Origin of the sequence: Mycobacterium uberis, assembly GCF_003408705.1 — a bacterium.
Taxonomy (GTDB): Bacteria; Actinomycetota; Actinomycetes; order Mycobacteriales; family Mycobacteriaceae; genus Mycobacterium; species Mycobacterium uberis.
Window position 1 is genome coordinate 1 of the sequence record NZ_QAYL01000051.1, and the last position, 15,828, is coordinate 15,828.

14 protein-coding genes, 1 tRNA gene and 1 pseudogene are annotated in these 15,828 nt (G+C 56.5%); 10 read left to right on the forward strand and 6 right to left on the reverse strand.

What is annotated here, in order from left to right:
- Window positions 1-177: 177 nt before the first annotated feature.
- From MUBE_RS14570 to MUBE_RS18705, 3 genes are all read left to right on the forward strand, one after another.
- Window positions 178-250 (forward strand) — tRNA-Lys (locus MUBE_RS14570).
- The gene (locus tag MUBE_RS16170; RefSeq protein WP_165849896.1) at window positions 242-409 is read left to right on the forward strand and encodes a hypothetical protein; all 168 of its coding nucleotides are present in this window, start codon (window positions 242-244) and stop codon (window positions 407-409) included. The genes MUBE_RS14570 and MUBE_RS16170 overlap by 9 nt, the downstream gene beginning before the upstream one ends.
- Window positions 410-645: 236 nt before the next feature.
- Complete coding sequence (locus MUBE_RS18705; RefSeq protein ID WP_243633097.1) at window positions 646-798, forward strand: TIGR04255 family protein; 153 nt, start codon at window positions 646-648, stop codon at window positions 796-798.
- Window positions 799-1,487: 689 nt separating this feature from the next.
- Here the strand turns inward: MUBE_RS18705 and MUBE_RS18710 are convergent.
- Window positions 1,488-1,796: a class I SAM-dependent methyltransferase gene (locus MUBE_RS18710; protein WP_243633098.1), complete on the reverse strand. Its 309-nt coding sequence runs from the start codon at window positions 1,794-1,796 to the stop codon at window positions 1,488-1,490.
- A 2,413-nt stretch (window positions 1,797-4,209) separates the two neighbouring features.
- Here MUBE_RS18710 and MUBE_RS14595 point away from each other — a divergent pair.
- The 4 genes from MUBE_RS14595 (at window position 4,210) to phoU (ending at window position 9,361) form a co-directional block, all read left to right on the forward strand.
- Window positions 4,210-5,226, forward strand: coding sequence for an acyl-ACP desaturase (locus MUBE_RS14595; protein ID WP_116541082.1), 1,017 nt, complete (start codon window positions 4,210-4,212; stop codon window positions 5,224-5,226).
- Window positions 5,227-5,232: 6 nt separating this feature from the next.
- Window positions 5,233-6,366 (forward strand): tRNA dihydrouridine synthase DusB, encoded by a 1,134-nt coding sequence (gene dusB, locus MUBE_RS14600; protein ID WP_116541083.1) that lies wholly within the window; start codon window positions 5,233-5,235, stop codon window positions 6,364-6,366.
- A gap of 206 nt (window positions 6,367-6,572) precedes the next feature.
- Window positions 6,573-8,636 (forward strand): LCP family protein, encoded by a 2,064-nt coding sequence (locus tag MUBE_RS14605; RefSeq protein ID WP_424399111.1) that lies wholly within the window; start codon window positions 6,573-6,575, stop codon window positions 8,634-8,636.
- A gap of 56 nt (window positions 8,637-8,692) precedes the next feature.
- Complete coding sequence (phoU, locus tag MUBE_RS14610) at window positions 8,693-9,361, forward strand: phosphate signaling complex protein PhoU (protein ID WP_116541085.1); 669 nt, start codon at window positions 8,693-8,695, stop codon at window positions 9,359-9,361.
- Window positions 9,362-9,389: 28 nt separating this feature from the next.
- Here the strand turns inward: phoU and pstB are convergent, their stop codons facing one another.
- From pstB to MUBE_RS20650, 5 genes are all read right to left on the reverse strand, one after another.
- Window positions 9,390-10,166 (reverse strand): phosphate ABC transporter ATP-binding protein PstB, encoded by a 777-nt coding sequence (pstB, locus tag MUBE_RS14615; RefSeq protein WP_116541086.1) that lies wholly within the window; start codon window positions 10,164-10,166, stop codon window positions 9,390-9,392.
- Window positions 10,167-10,630: 464 nt separating this feature from the next.
- Window positions 10,631-11,722 (reverse strand): phosphate ABC transporter substrate-binding protein PstS, encoded by a 1,092-nt coding sequence (gene pstS, locus MUBE_RS14620; RefSeq protein ID WP_165849897.1) that lies wholly within the window; start codon window positions 11,720-11,722, stop codon window positions 10,631-10,633.
- Window positions 11,723-11,906: 184 nt separating this feature from the next.
- The gene (gene mshD, locus MUBE_RS14625; protein ID WP_116541087.1) at window positions 11,907-12,839 is read right to left on the reverse strand and encodes a mycothiol synthase; all 933 of its coding nucleotides are present in this window, start codon (window positions 12,837-12,839) and stop codon (window positions 11,907-11,909) included.
- A 118-nt stretch (window positions 12,840-12,957) separates the two neighbouring features.
- The gene (locus MUBE_RS20645) at window positions 12,958-13,230 is read right to left on the reverse strand and encodes a winged helix-turn-helix domain-containing protein (RefSeq protein ID WP_424399112.1); all 273 of its coding nucleotides are present in this window, start codon (window positions 13,228-13,230) and stop codon (window positions 12,958-12,960) included.
- A 7-nt stretch (window positions 13,231-13,237) separates the two neighbouring features.
- A complete protein-coding gene (locus MUBE_RS20650; protein WP_424399110.1) occupies window positions 13,238-13,576 on the reverse strand; it encodes a hypothetical protein in 339 nt (112 codons plus the stop codon).
- A 207-nt stretch (window positions 13,577-13,783) separates the two neighbouring features.
- Here MUBE_RS20650 and lmeA point away from each other — a divergent pair, with 207 nt between their 5' ends.
- The 3 genes and pseudogenes from lmeA to MUBE_RS14645 all read left to right on the forward strand — a co-directional run bounded on the left by lmeA (window position 13,784) and on the right by MUBE_RS14645 (window position 15,737).
- Window positions 13,784-14,596 (forward strand): mannan chain length control protein LmeA, encoded by an 813-nt coding sequence (gene lmeA, locus MUBE_RS14635; RefSeq protein ID WP_116541088.1) that lies wholly within the window; start codon window positions 13,784-13,786, stop codon window positions 14,594-14,596.
- Window positions 14,597-14,645: 49 nt separating this feature from the next.
- Complete coding sequence (locus tag MUBE_RS14640; RefSeq protein WP_116541089.1) at window positions 14,646-15,068, forward strand: thioredoxin family protein; 423 nt, start codon at window positions 14,646-14,648, stop codon at window positions 15,066-15,068.
- Between the two features lie 221 nt (window positions 15,069-15,289).
- Window positions 15,290-15,737 (forward strand): annotated as a pseudogene (locus MUBE_RS14645) (DUF4395 domain-containing protein).
- Window positions 15,738-15,828 lie beyond the last annotated feature (91 nt).

Genomic DNA, 15,828 nt, shown 5'->3' on the forward strand with positions numbered 1-15,828 from the left:
ACCCGCGCTACCGCCTTGAAAGGGCGGCGTCCTAGGCCGCTAGACGAAGGGGGCCAGAACCGAATCTCTCCGGGGCACTCGCAACGTAGTTACCGTTGGAGCCCCGTCAGCTTAGGCCACCGTAGGCTCAATCCTCAAACGAACTTAGTTCCCGAACGCAGTATCCTGAATCTTCGCGCCCCTATAGCTCAGTTGGTAGAGCTACGGACTTTTAATCCGCAGGTCCTAGGTTCGAGTCCTAGTGGGGGCACCGAAGCCCGCAATTACCACGGTTTACCCGACGTTGGCACTGCCGGCGATCACTCTGCTGACGTCGGGCAGCTATTTGTTTACCTGCGGCCTGCGGCGGTGTCGGATTCACTGGCACAACGAACGGCTGACTTACATAGAGTTGGCTATCCTGCCCTAGATGAATGGCGATGGAGCCAACTGGACCGAATTCGTTGCCCTAGTCAGAATGAAGATCCGTCGTCCGGCAACCGAGTCTCTAATCGAGTCATCCAGCCAGGAGCTGAAGCACCTGCTCGCCAATAAGTTGCTAATCGAACGTCAGGCTCAAATACATAGCTTGGGGGATGGTTACCCCTGCCCCCTGCGGAACGCTTCGTCCGTTATGTCAACCGCAACAACACCGCTGCGACATCAATGAATACCCGAGCAATCGTCGTCCATACGAGTGCCTACACCAACTTCGAGGCCTTCTGCGAGATTGCCATGCAGGTGCTGAACGTTCGCGCACAGATCTCATCACTCTCGAAAATGGAACGGATCAGCTTGCGCTACGTGTTAGAGATCTGAGTGCCCGTCGGCATGTATGCCTTGCTGTGTGAAGCAACTGGATCGAGGAACCACTGCTCGGGCTTCAACGGACCGCCGAAAGCGGTCCGTTGAAGCCCGAGAGCAAGGTGACACCATCTACCGCGAGCCGTATCCAGGTAAATCGCTCATTTTTCATTATGGAACGAGCTCCGTTAAAACCTCAGTCTAAATTACCATGCTACGCCGGGTAACGCATGTCCAACCTGGACCATTTTTCCTTATGGATACCGACAGCTTCTAGACTCCCAGTTACCCTATCCTAAAGTGCAACAAGGATGCCACTGGTACAATTTTACCAGAATTTGTATACGCCAGCTCATACAATGTTTCAGGAATTGCTCACTAGTCGTATGAAAGATACTGTCCTTCGCCACTAAAATTTTGCACAGAGCTGCTATAGATAACTTCAACGAAAGCCCTAGTGATATCGTAGTCAGAGTAACTGAAGTCATTAACTGCATGCATGTCCTAGACCGGATATTAAGAAATTCATCAACCGTGCTGGCTCAAATAGTCTACAATGTGGCTGTGTTGACCTTAATATGACTAGATCGTTGAGATCGATTTCGAAGCCCAATTCACTCATCTAGTCATGATATGCACGCTACCGCTCGTCCACCAAAATAGCGGTGTCGGATACGAATTCAAAAGCCACCCGACTGTCGGGATCACATCAAAGCGGTGGTGTTATCTAACAAGGAATTCTGGACCGCGTCCGACAAGTAAAACAGCAACCCTTCGACGCCCCACGCTATAGCAGCCCGCGAGTCAAATCCCGCCGCTTGAAGCACCGTAGCCCAATCATCGCGCAAGTCAACGGCGACACTACATCGCTCGACAGTCGGCTCGGAGCCGAGATCGCTCAGCGTTACCGTCTTGAATACGATCACTTTTGGCATGTCGACCTCGTAGACCACGGCGCCCGCCAGCCACGGTAGCCGGTACGCGTGCGCATCAAGACCGGCCGCGAGGATCACGACCTGGACTATTCGTTGCGAATTAAAGGCGGAACTCTCGTTAAAAGGAATTTGGCCATCGACCAGTCACGTATAGACATCCAATCCAACGACATACACCAACGGCTCGAAATATATAGCATAAACCGACATCTCGCCGGAATCCAATATCCACTAAACGGCTACTATAATCGCCTTCCCCCCGACGCTTGTCGCGCAATATCAACGATCACGAGCGTTACGAATCATAGCACTCACCATTTCGAGTCGCAAAACACATTCAAAAATATAGACAGTCTAGCGACTGTCGCAAGCCTACTAGGGACGAAGTCATTATCTGCATGCATACAGATAATAGCCAAGGTCGATTACGGACGATCAGACCAGTTTGGTCATTGAAATGTTTCAAATGTTGGCCGACGCCATCTGCGTACAAGTGCTTTGGTCTCTAACGAATCTCAAGATATCTGTTAACGAACTCGCCGAATATACTGGCAGACCAGCACCGTTGGCCTTGCCAGTACCTGGTGAAACTGCGTATAGCACATATGGTACACACCCACCGGAATGATAGCACAATAATTTCTACAGCCCGGACACAAACACGTATGCCAGCTGGTAATCGACGCCGTCTTTAACGCAGAGCATGCCTGCCTTAGGATTCCACATCATCACCGCGCCGAAGGTGGGTTGAAGCCAGTCGACGAATCCTCAAAGCTACCCGGCTCTCGAATCCAACCGGAGCGGCGGATGACGAGATCACCAAGCAGCACACTAACGACCTACTGCATACGCATGAACACCACCATGGCGTAACGCCCCCGGCGGCTCAAGCCGCCGGGGGCGTTACGCCATGGTGCTAGTAATGCATCGAATTATCCCGCTCTTCCTGAGGCAGCAAATTGTGCACAGGTAGTCCGCACCAGCGGTGCGTCAGGGCAAGCCACACGCTCAGTCGCACGACTCCAGCCGACGCAAACCCGCAGATGCTTCTTATAATTTGGTGCGGCATCAAAGCAAAGAACAATGTAGAAAACGTTGCCAAACCGCCTGTGCAGCCATTGGTCGCGGCGCGACCACTAGGTAACCCATCAACTCACAGGCCGGTGGATCGTACAGACCGACAGTAAGTCCAAGAAGGCGTAGACAATTCAATCATATCGAGTACGACACGTGCCACCCAAATTGTTCTCCAACACATTGCAACATATGCGACCCCAATAGATTTAAAATTTCTCCCAAGAAGCCGACACCAGACACATATTCTTACCGTACACCCGACACCACGCGACACGTTCATCAAACAACTGGCTTTCTGGTCGCAGATCAGATCGCAGCAAAACTTTTCGACTACATGCAAAATGTTTATACAGTAAGATGATACGCATCCAATACGAAGACATAGGGATTTAACGCATAGTAGCGACGGTCCACAGCGTCAACGCCCTCGATCGTGGTATGAAACCACACATCTCAACGCCGGTCACCGGGACGTGGTCACCCGCAGAAAACAACACCACTAAATTGGATACAACAACCACAGCAAACGCTGCCAACATTCCCGTAAAGAAGGTCGAATGATCTTCGACCTCGGTACCCGCCTAAGGCTCCCTGTTCTGCATTGATCCCACCCATGACATGCCACGTCAGCCGCCGAAATTACCACCATGTCAGCGAGTCCAAACCGAGCAAGAGTGAACCAACACTGACCGTCTGCACGATATGCTGTAAGGCCACGTTGACCGAACGCTACTTCTACGAAAGCTTCTCTGACTGTGACGAATTCGTGCCCACGGTTTACGACAACATCTGCATGTGGGTGATAACGACCTTCATCTCGGCGAAGACGCCTCAAAAGCCATCGAAAAATAATTTGTCGCGCTAATGGTCGACGACCCAGTGTGCGGGCACGTAACTGCTATTAGCACCGACAGTCGAGCCAGTGTTTGTTTACTCGGTCCAGTGCAGATATAGATTACGCAACTTCACCACGCTGCTGCACCACAAGGCATTCCGGATCAACGATGCCATCTTAACAAAAAGCTAATCGCCACCAGCTTGATCGGGGACCTGAGCGGCCTGCTCATTCTCCTACACGGACAGCTATGAAGTCACACACAAACAGTTCATCGACTACTTGCGTCTAGATACTGCTCAATACAGCTGCCACACATAATAACCCCATAGATCTAACTCCCGAACGAACTGGGGAAGCCGAACAGTCGGCTAATTCCCCAGTGCACGACCGAGGTTGCCCGCCTGCAAACCTCAACGTCGCAGCAGTCCAGTATTCGAAAGATTACGCGAACGATGAGACGGCAGACCGTCGCGACTAGTTACCCACAACGTGGCACGCCGGAAGGAAACTTGATGCTACCGAGATACACAGATATGTTAACTGCAACTAATAGATACAGATGATCTGGAGGAGTCCATGTCAGCAGAGCTGACCGACCTACAGCTGCTGCACGAGCTCGAACCGGTCGTCGAAAAGTACATTAACCGGCATGAACGCATGCACAAGAACTGGAATCCGCACGACTACATCCCGTGGTCAGAAGGCAAAAGTTTCTACGCGCTCGGCGGTCAGGACTGGGACCCCGAACAGAGCCGGCTTTCCGACGTCGCCCAGGTGGCGATGGTGCAGAACCTAGTCACCGAGGATAACCTGCCGTCGTATCATCGCGAGATCGCGATGACCATGGGCCTGGACGGCGCGTGGGGGCAGTGGGTCAACCGCTGGACCGCTGAGGAGAACCGGCACGGAATCGCTCTGCGCGACTACCTGGTAGTGACCCGCGCGGTCGATCCGGTGGAGCTAGAGAAGCTACGCATCGAGGTGATCAATCGAGGTTTCAGCCCGGGCCAGAATCATCAAGGCGGACTCTTCGCCGACACCTTGTTCGACTCGATCCTCTACGTCACATTCCAGGAGCTGGCTACCCGCATCTCGCACCGCAACACGGGTAAGGCCTGCAACGAGACGATCGCAGAACAGCTGCTCGCCAAAATATCGGGCGACGAAAACCTGCACATGATCTTCTACCGAGACGTCAGCGAAGCTAGCATCGAGCTCGCACCTAACCTTGCGATCAAGGCACTGCACAAGATCCTGCATAACTTCAAGATGCCAGGATTCCTGGTACCTGAATTCCGGCGCAAGGCCGTGATGATCGCCGTCGGCGGCGTCTACGACATTCGAATCCACCTTGACGAGGTCATCATGCCGGTGCTCAAAAAATGGCGGGTTTTAGAGCGCGAAGACTTCAGTGGCGAGGGCGCACGGTTGCGTGACGAAATTGGCGCGCACCTGAAGGAGCTTGAGGCTGCGTGCGACAAGTTCGAAGTCTCCAAGCAACGCTACCTTGAGCGCGAAGCCCGCAAGGCGGAGAAAATTACCGCACGCAAGGTGCTCTCCACCAAAGGCACGCTGAAGATGAGCGGGCGGTAGTAACCATTGCGCATCAGCTCGATCGAGCTTGCCAGCCCAGTTGTGTTGGCTCCAATGGCCGGTGTGACGAATGTCGCATTCCGAACCCTATGTCGTGAGTTAGAACAGTCGAAACTCGGCACAGCCAGCGGGCTCTACGTCTGTGAAATGGTGACCGCGCGTGCACTAGTGGAGCGCCATCCGGTAACCATGCACATGCTAACATTCGCCGCGAATGAGTCACCGCGCTCATTACAGCTTTACACTGTCGACCCGAACACCACTTACACAGCGACCCGGATGATCGCCACCGAAGGTCTAGCCGATCACATCGACATGAATTTCGGCTGTCCGGTACCCAAGGTGACTAAACGGGGCGGCGGTGCGGCGCTGCCGTTCAAGCGGCGGCTGTTCGGCCAGATCGTGGCTGCCGCTGTGCACGGCGCCGAAGGCGCCAAAATTCCGGTGACCGTCAAGTTCCGCATTGGCGTCGACAACGCCCACCACACGCACCTGGACGCCGGCCGTATCGCAGAAACTGAAGGTGCCGCCGCGGTCGCGCTGCACGCCAGGACCGCAGCGCAGCGCTATTCTGGCACCGCCGATTGGGAACAGATCGCCCATCTAAAACGGCAGGTCCGGACGATCCCAGTCCTCGGCAACGGCGACATCTACGATGCCAGCGACGCACTGGCCATGATGGCCGCCACCGGGTGTGATGGTGTTGTCGTCGGCCGTGGCTGCCTGGGCCGTCCATGGCTGTTCGCCGAGTTGTCAGCCGCATTCACTGGGAGGCCTGCACCCACACCGCCCACACTCGGTGAGGTCGCCGACATCGTCCGTCGACACGGCAGGCTGCTAGCCGCCTATTTCGGCGAACACAAGGGCATGCGCGACATTCGCAAACACATCGCGTGGTACCTGCACGGTTTTCCCGTCGGATCTGAATTGCGGCGCACACTGGCACTGGTTAAAACACTCGATGAACTTGACTGCCTGCTGGACCGGTTGGACGGCGCCGTTTCGTTCCCAGACGCCGCGACCGGACCCCGGGGTCGGCAAGGTTCATCAGCCCAGGTGGCGTTGCCCGACGGCTGGCTGATTGACCCCGACGACTGCACAGTGCCGGTCGGGGCCGACGTCATGGAATCGGGTGGCTGACTCGAAACACTGCCGAAATCGTGTTTCGGCCGACACCTCAGTACCATTTACCCCTTAGTGGCGGTTGTAGCGCGGGTTGTGGTGCTTGTCATGCCAGCGGTGCACTGACCATTTTGCGCAGACATTAATGACGTCCGCATCAGAGTTTCGGAGGCCGGTAGGACGTGAGTAACGGCGAAAATGACACCATTCGTGACTATCGATATGTGTCCGGCGCCGCCAACGAAGATCAACACATTGCCCCCGACACGCTGCGATCGCTAAGCGTCGCGCCGCGCCAACGCAGCTCTGCACCCGCGCATGATGACGTGGCCTGCCGATGGCCGAATGAATCGCCCGTCAACACCGAAACGACCGGATCTCACGCCGCCAGCCGAATAACCGTCGCCGACTTAATCACCAAAATTGGTGCGCCCACCCTTGAGCGGTCCAGTCATTCCTATGCAACCCGTAACCAAGACCCGGATATCGCGCCGTCCGACGCGTCCGACGTCTTCGCCTGTGCCCCCGGTTACCTCGACAACGAGCAAGACACTCAAGTCATCGACATCCCGTTGGAACTCGTTTCAGAGATTCCCGACCTCCAAGCGGCCCACTACCCGCACGACAACGTGCATACACCGACCCCGTCGCACGAGGTGCTACCCGTACCAAGCGGCGTAGCCTCAGCGTTCGAGGCCCTTACGAGCCGCGAGCAACAACCCAAGTCCAGCCACGGACCGATAGTGCTGGCCGGACGCACGCTGTCGGCACTAGTTGCCGTACTGGCACTGGCTCTGACCGGCGCGGCTTGGCAGTGGAACACCTCGAAAAACAACCGCTTCAACACTGTCAACGCACTTGACCCAGGCTCGCACGACATCGTCGACATAGGTGGACAGTACGGCGACGAGAACTTCCTCATCGTCGGTATGGACTCGCGTGCAGGAGCTAACGTTAACATAGGCGCGGGCGACACCCAAGACGTCGACGGCATCCGGTCGGACGCCGTGATGCTGGTCAACATCCCGGCAAACCGCAAACGCGTGGTGGTGATCTCGTTCCCCCGCGACCTGGCGATCACCCCCATACAGTGCGAGGTCTGGGACCCCGAAACCGGCAAGTACGGACCTATCTACAACGAGAAAAAGGGAAAATTTGGTCCCCGAGTCGTCTATACAGAGACTAAATTGAACTCGACGTTCTCCTACGGTGGCCTGAAATGTCTGGTGAAGGAAATCCAGAAACTTTCCGGTTTGAGTATAAACCGGTTCATCGCCACTGATTTCGTCGGATTTGCACGGATGGTTGAGGCAGTAGGTGGCGTCGAAGTGTGCAGCAAAACTCCGATACAAGACTATGAATTGGGCACGTTGTTAGACCATTCGGGACGCCAAGTTCTCAACGGGGTAACCGCGTTGAACTATGTGCGAGCCCGTAAGGTCGCCACCGAAGTCAATGGAGACTACGGCCGCATCAAACGACAGCAATTGTTCTTGTCGTCACTGCTACGTTCGATGATCTCGACGGATACATTATTCAACTTGAATAAACTCAACAACGTCGCCAACATTTTCATCGGCAATAGCTATGTCGACAATGTGAAGACCAAAGACCTGGTCCAGCTAGGTAGGTCGTTACAGGGTCTGGCTGCCGAGCACATCACGTTTGTAACCGTGCCGACCGGCGTGACAGACGCTAACGGCGACGAACCGCCACGCACTGCCGACATGCGGGCGCTTTTCGATTCCATCGTCAAAGACGATCCCTTGCCTCTCGAAAACGATCAGAATGCGCAGAGTTTGGGAATGACACCGGCAACCGCGCCCACCTCCAACAAAGCGACACCGGACAGCCCTACCCCAGAGGTTAAGCGAGAGCAGGTGACGACAACCTCGCCGCAAAGCATCACCGTGCAAGTGTCTAATTCGACCACCCGAACAGGTCTGGCTGCCATCGCCGCCAACGAACTCGAGCAGGCCGGCTTCAACGTGATGACGCCGGACGACTACTCAAGTTCGCTTAAGGTCACGACGGTGTTCTTTTCGCCCGGCAATAAGCAGGCCGCGGCTACCATGGCGTCGGCGTTCCCCAATTCAAAAGTCCAGCGAGTTACCGGCATTGGCCAAATAGTTCGCGTGGTCCTCGGCCCAGACTTCAACGCTGTGAGCACTCCCCCACCCAGCGGCACATCGGTCACCGTGCAGATAGACCGCAACTCCAACAGCCCGCCAACCAGGCTGCCCGAGGACCTGACCGTGACCAACGCGACCGACATTACCTGCGGATAACCGCCTAGGCGTTGCTTCGCCGCCGTTTCTCATCTCGAGAACGTAGGCTTTACCCCATGCGAACCGCCTATCATGAGCAACTCTCAGAGTTATCCGAGCGGCTCGGCGAAATGTGCGGGTTAGCCGGGATTGCCATGGAGCGGGCCACCCAAGCGTTGCTGCAAGCCGATCTAACGCTGGCAGAACAAGTGATCACCGACCACGAAAAAATCGCGAACCGCAGTGCTCGCGCCGAAGAGAGCGCTTTCGTACTGCTGGCCTTACAAGCGCCGGTGGCCGGTGACCTCAGAGCAATCGTGAGCGCCATCCAAATGGTGGCCGACATTGATCGGATGGGTGCGTTGGCCCTACATGTTGCTAAAATTGCCCGCCGACGCCATCCTCAGCACGTGTTGCCCGAAGAAGTCAATGGATATTTCGCCGAAATGGGGCGAGTCGCAGTCGAATTAGGCAATGGTGCACAAGAGGTGGTGTTGTCTCGCGACCCAGAGAAAGCCGCCCGGATCCGCGAAGAAGACGATGCGATGGATGACCTGCACCGGCATTTGTTTTCGGTGTTGATGGACCGCGAATGGAAACATGGTGTAGCAGCCGCCGTCGACGTGACGTTACTGGGCCGGTTCTATGAGCGTTTTGCCGACCACGCTGTCGAAGTGGCACGGCGAGTCATCTTCCAGGCAACCGGCAGTCTTCCGGAAGACGACACGGCACCAAACACACACTAAGCGGTTTGGCGAACGATTTTATGATGATTTAACCGAAGCGACCGGAAATGTAGTCCTCGGTGGCTTTCTGAGTCGGATTGGAAAAGATTTTCTCGGTGTCATCGATCTCCACCAGCCTGCCGGGTTTTCCTACGGCTTCCAGGTTGAAGAACGCAGTCTGATCGCTCACCCGCGCGGCCTGCTGCATATTATGGGTAACGATGACGATGGTGTACTCCTGTTTCAACTCACCGATCAAGTCTTCGATGGCCATTGTCGAAATGGGATCGAGCGAGGAGCACGGCTCATCCATGAGCAAAACATCTGGTTGCACGGCGATGGCCCGAGCGATGCACAGCCGTTGCTGCTGCCCCCCGGACAGTCCACCGCCGGACTTATCCAATCGGTCCTTGACCTCATCCCACAGGTTCGCGCCGCGCAGTGAGTACTCGACGGTATCATCGAGCACTTTGCGATTGCGTACGCCCTGCAGCTTTAGACCGGCCACCACGTTGTCGCGAATTGACATGGCAGGGAACGGGTTGGGCCGCTGGAACACCATCCCAATTGCCCGACGCACACCGACGGGATCGATACCCGAGGCATAGATGTCTTCATCGTCGAGCAACACGGCGCCCTCAACCCTGGCGCCGGGGACGACTTCATGCATCCGATTTAAGGCGCGAAGCACCGTCGTCTTGCCGCAGCCCGAAGCTCCAATGAACGCCGTCACACTTCTGGGCAGTACCGCCAGCGACACATCCGAAACTGCTTGAAAAGACCCGTAATAGATGTTGACGCCTTTGAGGTCCAATCTCTTGGCCACTTGGTGCTCCTGCCTACGACTGCTTAAGGGCTAATATTTTCGCGATGACTCCGGCCCCGATATTAAGCACAACGATGATCAGGACTAGAGTGAGCACGGCGCCCCACAGCCGATCCGTAAGAACCAGATTGCTGCCAGTGTCGGCCAAAGTTTAGTCACACATTATACCGGGCGGTGACTGCATGAACGCTCTGAAAATATCAAAGTTGATTGCCTGCCACGACCCGGACCCCGGAGCCCTCCTATAGCCTGCGAAATATCGGGTCTTCCAGGCTCGACCGCGTCGACCCCCACGGGTTTATTAGGCGAGATCGGCGGCTTGGGAACGGCATGGCGACCATCACACCCGAGCCTGCATCGACGGGGGTTAGCATTGTCACCGTTATCCCATCCCTGTTAGTTGTGTCGTCGCCCTTAAACCGTCTGTTGTCCCCGCTCCAGGACATTGCACAGGGTGCGATTTGTTACCGCATTGCGTTGATCGCACTGACCAGTCGCTTCTTGATTGTATCGGGCATCGGAACATAGCCGACTGCCGGAAGGTCGGCCTGACCGTCATTGGCGGCCACAGTAAGGAACGACTTAATTGCCTCAAACGTGTCTGGGTCGTAACCCTTCGAGCAAACGATCTCATAAGTGACTAACACCAGCGGGTAGGCATTCGGCTGTACGGTGCTGTACATCGCGTTCAGATCTAGTACGAGGTCGTTGCCGACGGACACGAAGTTGGCCTCGTTAATGCCGTTGCGTACCGTGTCATCGGTAAGCGGCACACCGCCACTGCCGGTATCAATCTGGGCGAACGGTAATCCGGCCCTATCGGCGAAGCCCTTCTCGACATAACCAAAGGCACCTGGTGTGATCTGCACCGCCTGGATTACACCAGCCGACTTCTGCACCCCTTTGCCAACACCACCCTGAAACTCGGCACCAACCCCTTTGGCCCAGCTCTGTGGTGCATCAGCCGTCAAATACTTCTGCAAGTTATCGGTGGTTCCCGATGAATCCACTCGATAAATTGGCATGATCCTCAGATTTGGCAGGACAACACCTGGATTTAGTGCTGCCAGTATGCTATCATCCCATGTCGTAATCACGCCACTGAAGATTTTGGCCAAAGCGTCACTATTGACGATCAACGTCTGAACGCCTGGCAAATTGTAGACCAACGCAACCGCCCCGAAGACCAGTGGCAGGTCCCACGCGGGGTTTCCTTTACAGCGTTTGGCGGCCGGGGCGAGTTGATCCGCGAGCAGCGGCGAGTCCGATCCAGCGAAGTCGACACGGCCGGCAATGAATTGCTCACGGCCGACACCCGACCCGGTCGGGTTGTATGACATATTCTTGTCGGGGCACAACTTCCCCCAGGTCTGGTTAAACAATGCAATCGCGTTCTGTTGAGCAGTCGACCCCTCAGCCGTCACCGCCTTTTTGCCACCACAAGCCGCTGTGTCAGCCGATTTCCCAGAAATGATCGTTACCGCATCATGGCTACGATTGTCATCACTACCGCACGCAGACAACACCCCGGCAGTGACTGTCGTGGTCAACAACATCGCCAACGCCCTGCGCACCCTATAGCGGCTCACCGATCTCGCTTTCTCAGCGCATTTCCGACGCACACCCGCGCCGCTGGGCCGAGCGTGAAGTTACCCGGTCACCCGAAAGTATGCGCCGTGGGCACCCAGAAACATCGGTACTGGGGTGAACAACCCTTGTGAATGCCGCATGGGCTTTCGCTCAGTCATTGATCCGGGGCAGTGCATAGGCAGTATCTACACTGCAAGTGGTGAAGCCTAGTCGCTGGTAGGTCCGCGCCGCAGCAACGTTATCCGATTCCGTATAAAGTATCACCGTGGGTTCGGCCGAGCATCCAGTAAGCCGCCGCGCCAGCGAAGCGATGCCGATCGATGTCAACATCTGCCCCAAACCACGGCCCTGAGCGGACGGATCGACACCTAGGACGTAGACCTCACCTAGGCCCGGATGACCGGGATGCACTTTGGTCCAATGGAAGCCCAATAGCCTGCCCGGCTGGTCGCTTGAGGAGTCACCAAAAGCCAAGAACAAGCCCGCCGGGTCGAACCACGGTTCACGGCGTCGCTCCGCCAACTGGATTTCAGTCCAGCCGCCCTGTTCCGGATGCTCGGCGAACGCGGCGTTGTTGACCCGCAACAACTCAGCATCATCGCCCGTCCCCGCGTAGGTCCGCACCCGCACCCCCCGCTGATCGAGGATCACTGGGTCGGGGGCGTATCGCAGCGAGCGTTGCATCTGGACCAGTTCACGCACCGGTACTAAACCTAGCGCGGACGCAGTTGCCCGGGCTGATGCTAGCGTTCCGTGCGCCCAAAACCGCGTATGCCCCGTGGTCTTTGCCAGCGCCGCGCGTCCCATTGCGGCGCCAACACCGCGACGGCGGTTCCGTGGGTGCACTACCAACTCCGCCATCGGGACGCCTGCATTGCGTGGCGGGCTGAGATGGAGATAACCAATGATCGGTGCACTTGACCCCGAATCCGTAACCAGCAGGTGCCCGGTGCGGTCGTAGCCAAGTTCCCGCAGCACCTGTTCCCCGACGGGTGCTATCCCATCGAATTCGGTTGCCAACGCAGCAATTTCGCGCACTCGCTGCTGCTCATCGGCGGTCAGCGCGAAGCGCCATTCAAGCATTGACGCTGACTACGTAACGGGTCGGCCAGTGGGTCATCGAAATCGTCAGGCTTCGCAATCAGCACGCGGCCACGCGTCGACCGGACCGCCTTGCAACCCACGTTACGTACAATGCCGATCAGCACTTCGTGTTCGAGCCCAAGTTGTGCCCGCAGTTGACACACGTGTACATCGACGGTCTGGGCCCCGTCAAAAAAAAGTCACGCTCCCACACCTCGTGTAACAGCCGCTCACGAATTAACACCCTGCCAGCGTGCTGCGTCAAGTACTTCAGCACCTCGCACTCTTTGTACATGAGGTCAAGCGGCCGGCCCCGTAGTTGCGCGAGGGAGGTGCATGCATCGCATCGATGACCCGCTCGCCCAGGCTCAAACCTTCCCCACGCTCTCATGGTCAGATCACCCACCGCGGCAGCCAACAATCAGCCGTAGCTGGTGTCGATCCCCACGTGGCCTGGTACTAGGTAAGAGGATCTCGTCCAGCACCCAATTGGCGGCTGACCGCCACCAGCCCGCCTGCACGCACCACCGCTCAGATGAAAGCCGACTGCTAAGCAAGCAGCACAGACCGCGTGTGGACGACAAACCGCGGCGCGGATCAACGAGCGCGGCATCCGCGGCTCCAACTTCAAGCAACGAGGACGGTCCTGCTTGTGCCGTCTGCACGGCATAAAGCAGCAACAACCACGACAACACCGGGTCGAGATGCAGTTCTGAGGTCAGCAGTAGTAGCTCCAACCCCCTTCCAGCGCCGTGGGAAAGACACTTCCCAAATCGATATCGACATGCACCGTTTGCGGTTAAGCCCATTAACGATAACGTGCCATCTAAATCTTTGGCCCGGCAACAAGGCGTTAAATGAGTCGTCATACTGACTGTCGGAGGGAGGTGGTTCAGACGCAGCCTAGTTCAGATACAGCATAAATATTATAGCTACGCCACAATATACGGATGCGCAAGGTGCGAACCGATGTGATAGCAGCGGTGATCACTGTGGCAGTGATTGTTGTCGGTGCCCTCGGCGTCGATTACGGAACCAGCATCTACGCTGAATATCGCCTGTCAGTCAACGTGCGCAACGCAGCAAATCTCGGGTCGGACCCGTTTGTTGCCATCCTGGCGTTTCCGTTCATCCCGCAGGCGATGCGGGACCACTACACCGAGTTAGAAATAAAGGCCAACGCTGTCGACCACGCGATGATCGGCAAAGCCTCCCTTGAAGCCACCATGTACTCGATCGACCTGACCTACGCGTCCTGGCTGATCAAGCCCAATGCGAAACTCCCAGTAGACATACTAGAAAGCCGCATCATCATCGACTCGATGCACCTGGGCCGGTACCTAGGCATCAGCGACCTCATGGTCGAGGCACCACACCGGGAAACTAACGACGCCACCGGAGGTACCACCGAATCCGGGATTTCCAGCGGCCATGGGTTGGTATTCAACGGCACCCCTAAATCTGCTAACTTCGACCACCGGGTCAGTGTCCTGGTGGACCTCTCCATCGCCTCTGAAGACCAAGCAACGCTGGTGTTTACCCCCACAGGTATCGTGACCGGACCCGACACCGCCAACCAATCCGTCCCGGATGACAAACGTGACGCCGTGCTAGGTGCCTTCAGCGCCAGGATCCCCGACCAGAGGCTTCCGTTCGGAGTGGCGCCAACCAGCGAGGGAGCACGTGGCTCGGATGTAATCATCGAAGGCATCACACAGGGAGTAACGATCACCCTCGACGGGTTTAAGCAATCATGACAGCAACCAGCGACGATGCAGAGCCCAGCGATGAGATGGGGCCGCGCTCATGATGACCGTCATGATGGCGACCATAGCTGTGGGTGTGTTTATAGTCCTTGCCGGATGGTTGCTGGCTCGGCGTTCGGGAAACGTTCGCGAAATTCATTCCGAGCAAAGTCTGTGCGCTGGCGTGGACACTGCAGACCTGGCCCTGTCGCATACAGGACCAACTATCGTGCATTTCAGCGCACCGTGGTGCAAACCGTGTGATCGTGTACGTCGCGTGGTCGACCAGATCTGCGAAGACCTGCCCAATGTAGCCCACATAGAGATCAATTTGGACACTAATCCCGCCGCTGCGTGCCGATTTTCAGTGCTCTCGCTGCCTACCACATTGATTTTCGATGCCGATAGACAGCAACGATACCGAGCCTCGGGAGTCCCCAAGGCCACTGACCTAAAGTCCGCACTCGAACCATTGCTGACGTGATCACCATAGTTACTGGTTCAAGGTAGCTGATGTGCTAACTCACTTCGAACCCATGCTCACCAAGCGTCGGGCAGTCGATAACCCACTGTGTCACATCGCAGGTTGTTGCTGTTGAGTAGTCACGTCCTTCTGCACCCTCACTTGAAGCCTACCACGACAGACCCCGCATTTTTCCGCGCAACAGGAGATTCTATGAAGTAGTTAAGAATAGCACAGTGACGATCAACACTTCCATCGGAGTGGATGGAGTCGATGTTCGCGGACCGCAATTTGCTGCCTGGTTTACGACCGCAGTTCTGCAGACCGCCCTGATCGTCTCGGTAGTCAGTCCGCTGACAACCGCGTTACTGCCCGTGGTTTTCGCCATCGGCGCTCTTGGCGGCCCGCGGCTGCAACCTAGACGGACGGGTGTTCGCCACCCTAGTGGCGCCTCAGTTGAGTCCGGTGAAGAAGCGCGAACCGGTGCCGTCACTAAAAGTTCGCTCAACCGACCAGCTTCGTCTTCGCAGTTTGCGGCGTTGCTGGATTCGCCGCTGGCGCTTTCTCGGCGGGGCCATCACTACGACGGCCGCATTGGTGGTTGCTTTCCTCAACGCAGCGTTCGGCATCGCCTGCGCGATCAGCTCAACCTGGTTGTGGCGCGGTTCTGATTCACTCCGTCCCATGTAACCCTGGCCGACTAATTTAGTTTACCCCAAAGTAAATGGAGGGATTCTCAATGACGATGTCAAGCCGCTGGCTGGGTGTTCGGGGGTGAATC

What these genes read in the sequence shown, in the direction of transcription:
- MUBE_RS18705 (WP_243633097.1), top strand. Translation starts at nt 646, where the DNA reads ATGAATACCCGAGCAATCGTCGTCCATACGAGTGCCTACACCAACTTC.
- MUBE_RS14595 (WP_116541082.1), top strand. Translation starts at nt 4,210, where the DNA reads ATGTCAGCAGAGCTGACCGACCTACAGCTGCTGCACGAGCTCGAACCG.
- phoU (WP_116541085.1), top strand. Translation starts at nt 8,693, where the DNA reads ATGCGAACCGCCTATCATGAGCAACTCTCAGAGTTATCCGAGCGGCTC.
- pstS (WP_165849897.1), bottom strand. Translation starts at nt 11,722, where the DNA reads ATGTTGTTGACCACGACAGTCACTGCCGGGGTGTTGTCTGCGTGCGGT.
- mshD (WP_116541087.1), bottom strand. Translation starts at nt 12,839, where the DNA reads ATGCTTGAATGGCGCTTCGCGCTGACCGCCGATGAGCAGCAGCGAGTG.
- MUBE_RS20645 (WP_424399112.1), bottom strand. Translation starts at nt 13,230, where the DNA reads ATGAGAGCGTGGGGAAGGTTTGAGCCTGGGCGAGCGGGTCATCGATGC.
- MUBE_RS14640 (WP_116541089.1), top strand. Translation starts at nt 14,646, where the DNA reads ATGATGACCGTCATGATGGCGACCATAGCTGTGGGTGTGTTTATAGTC.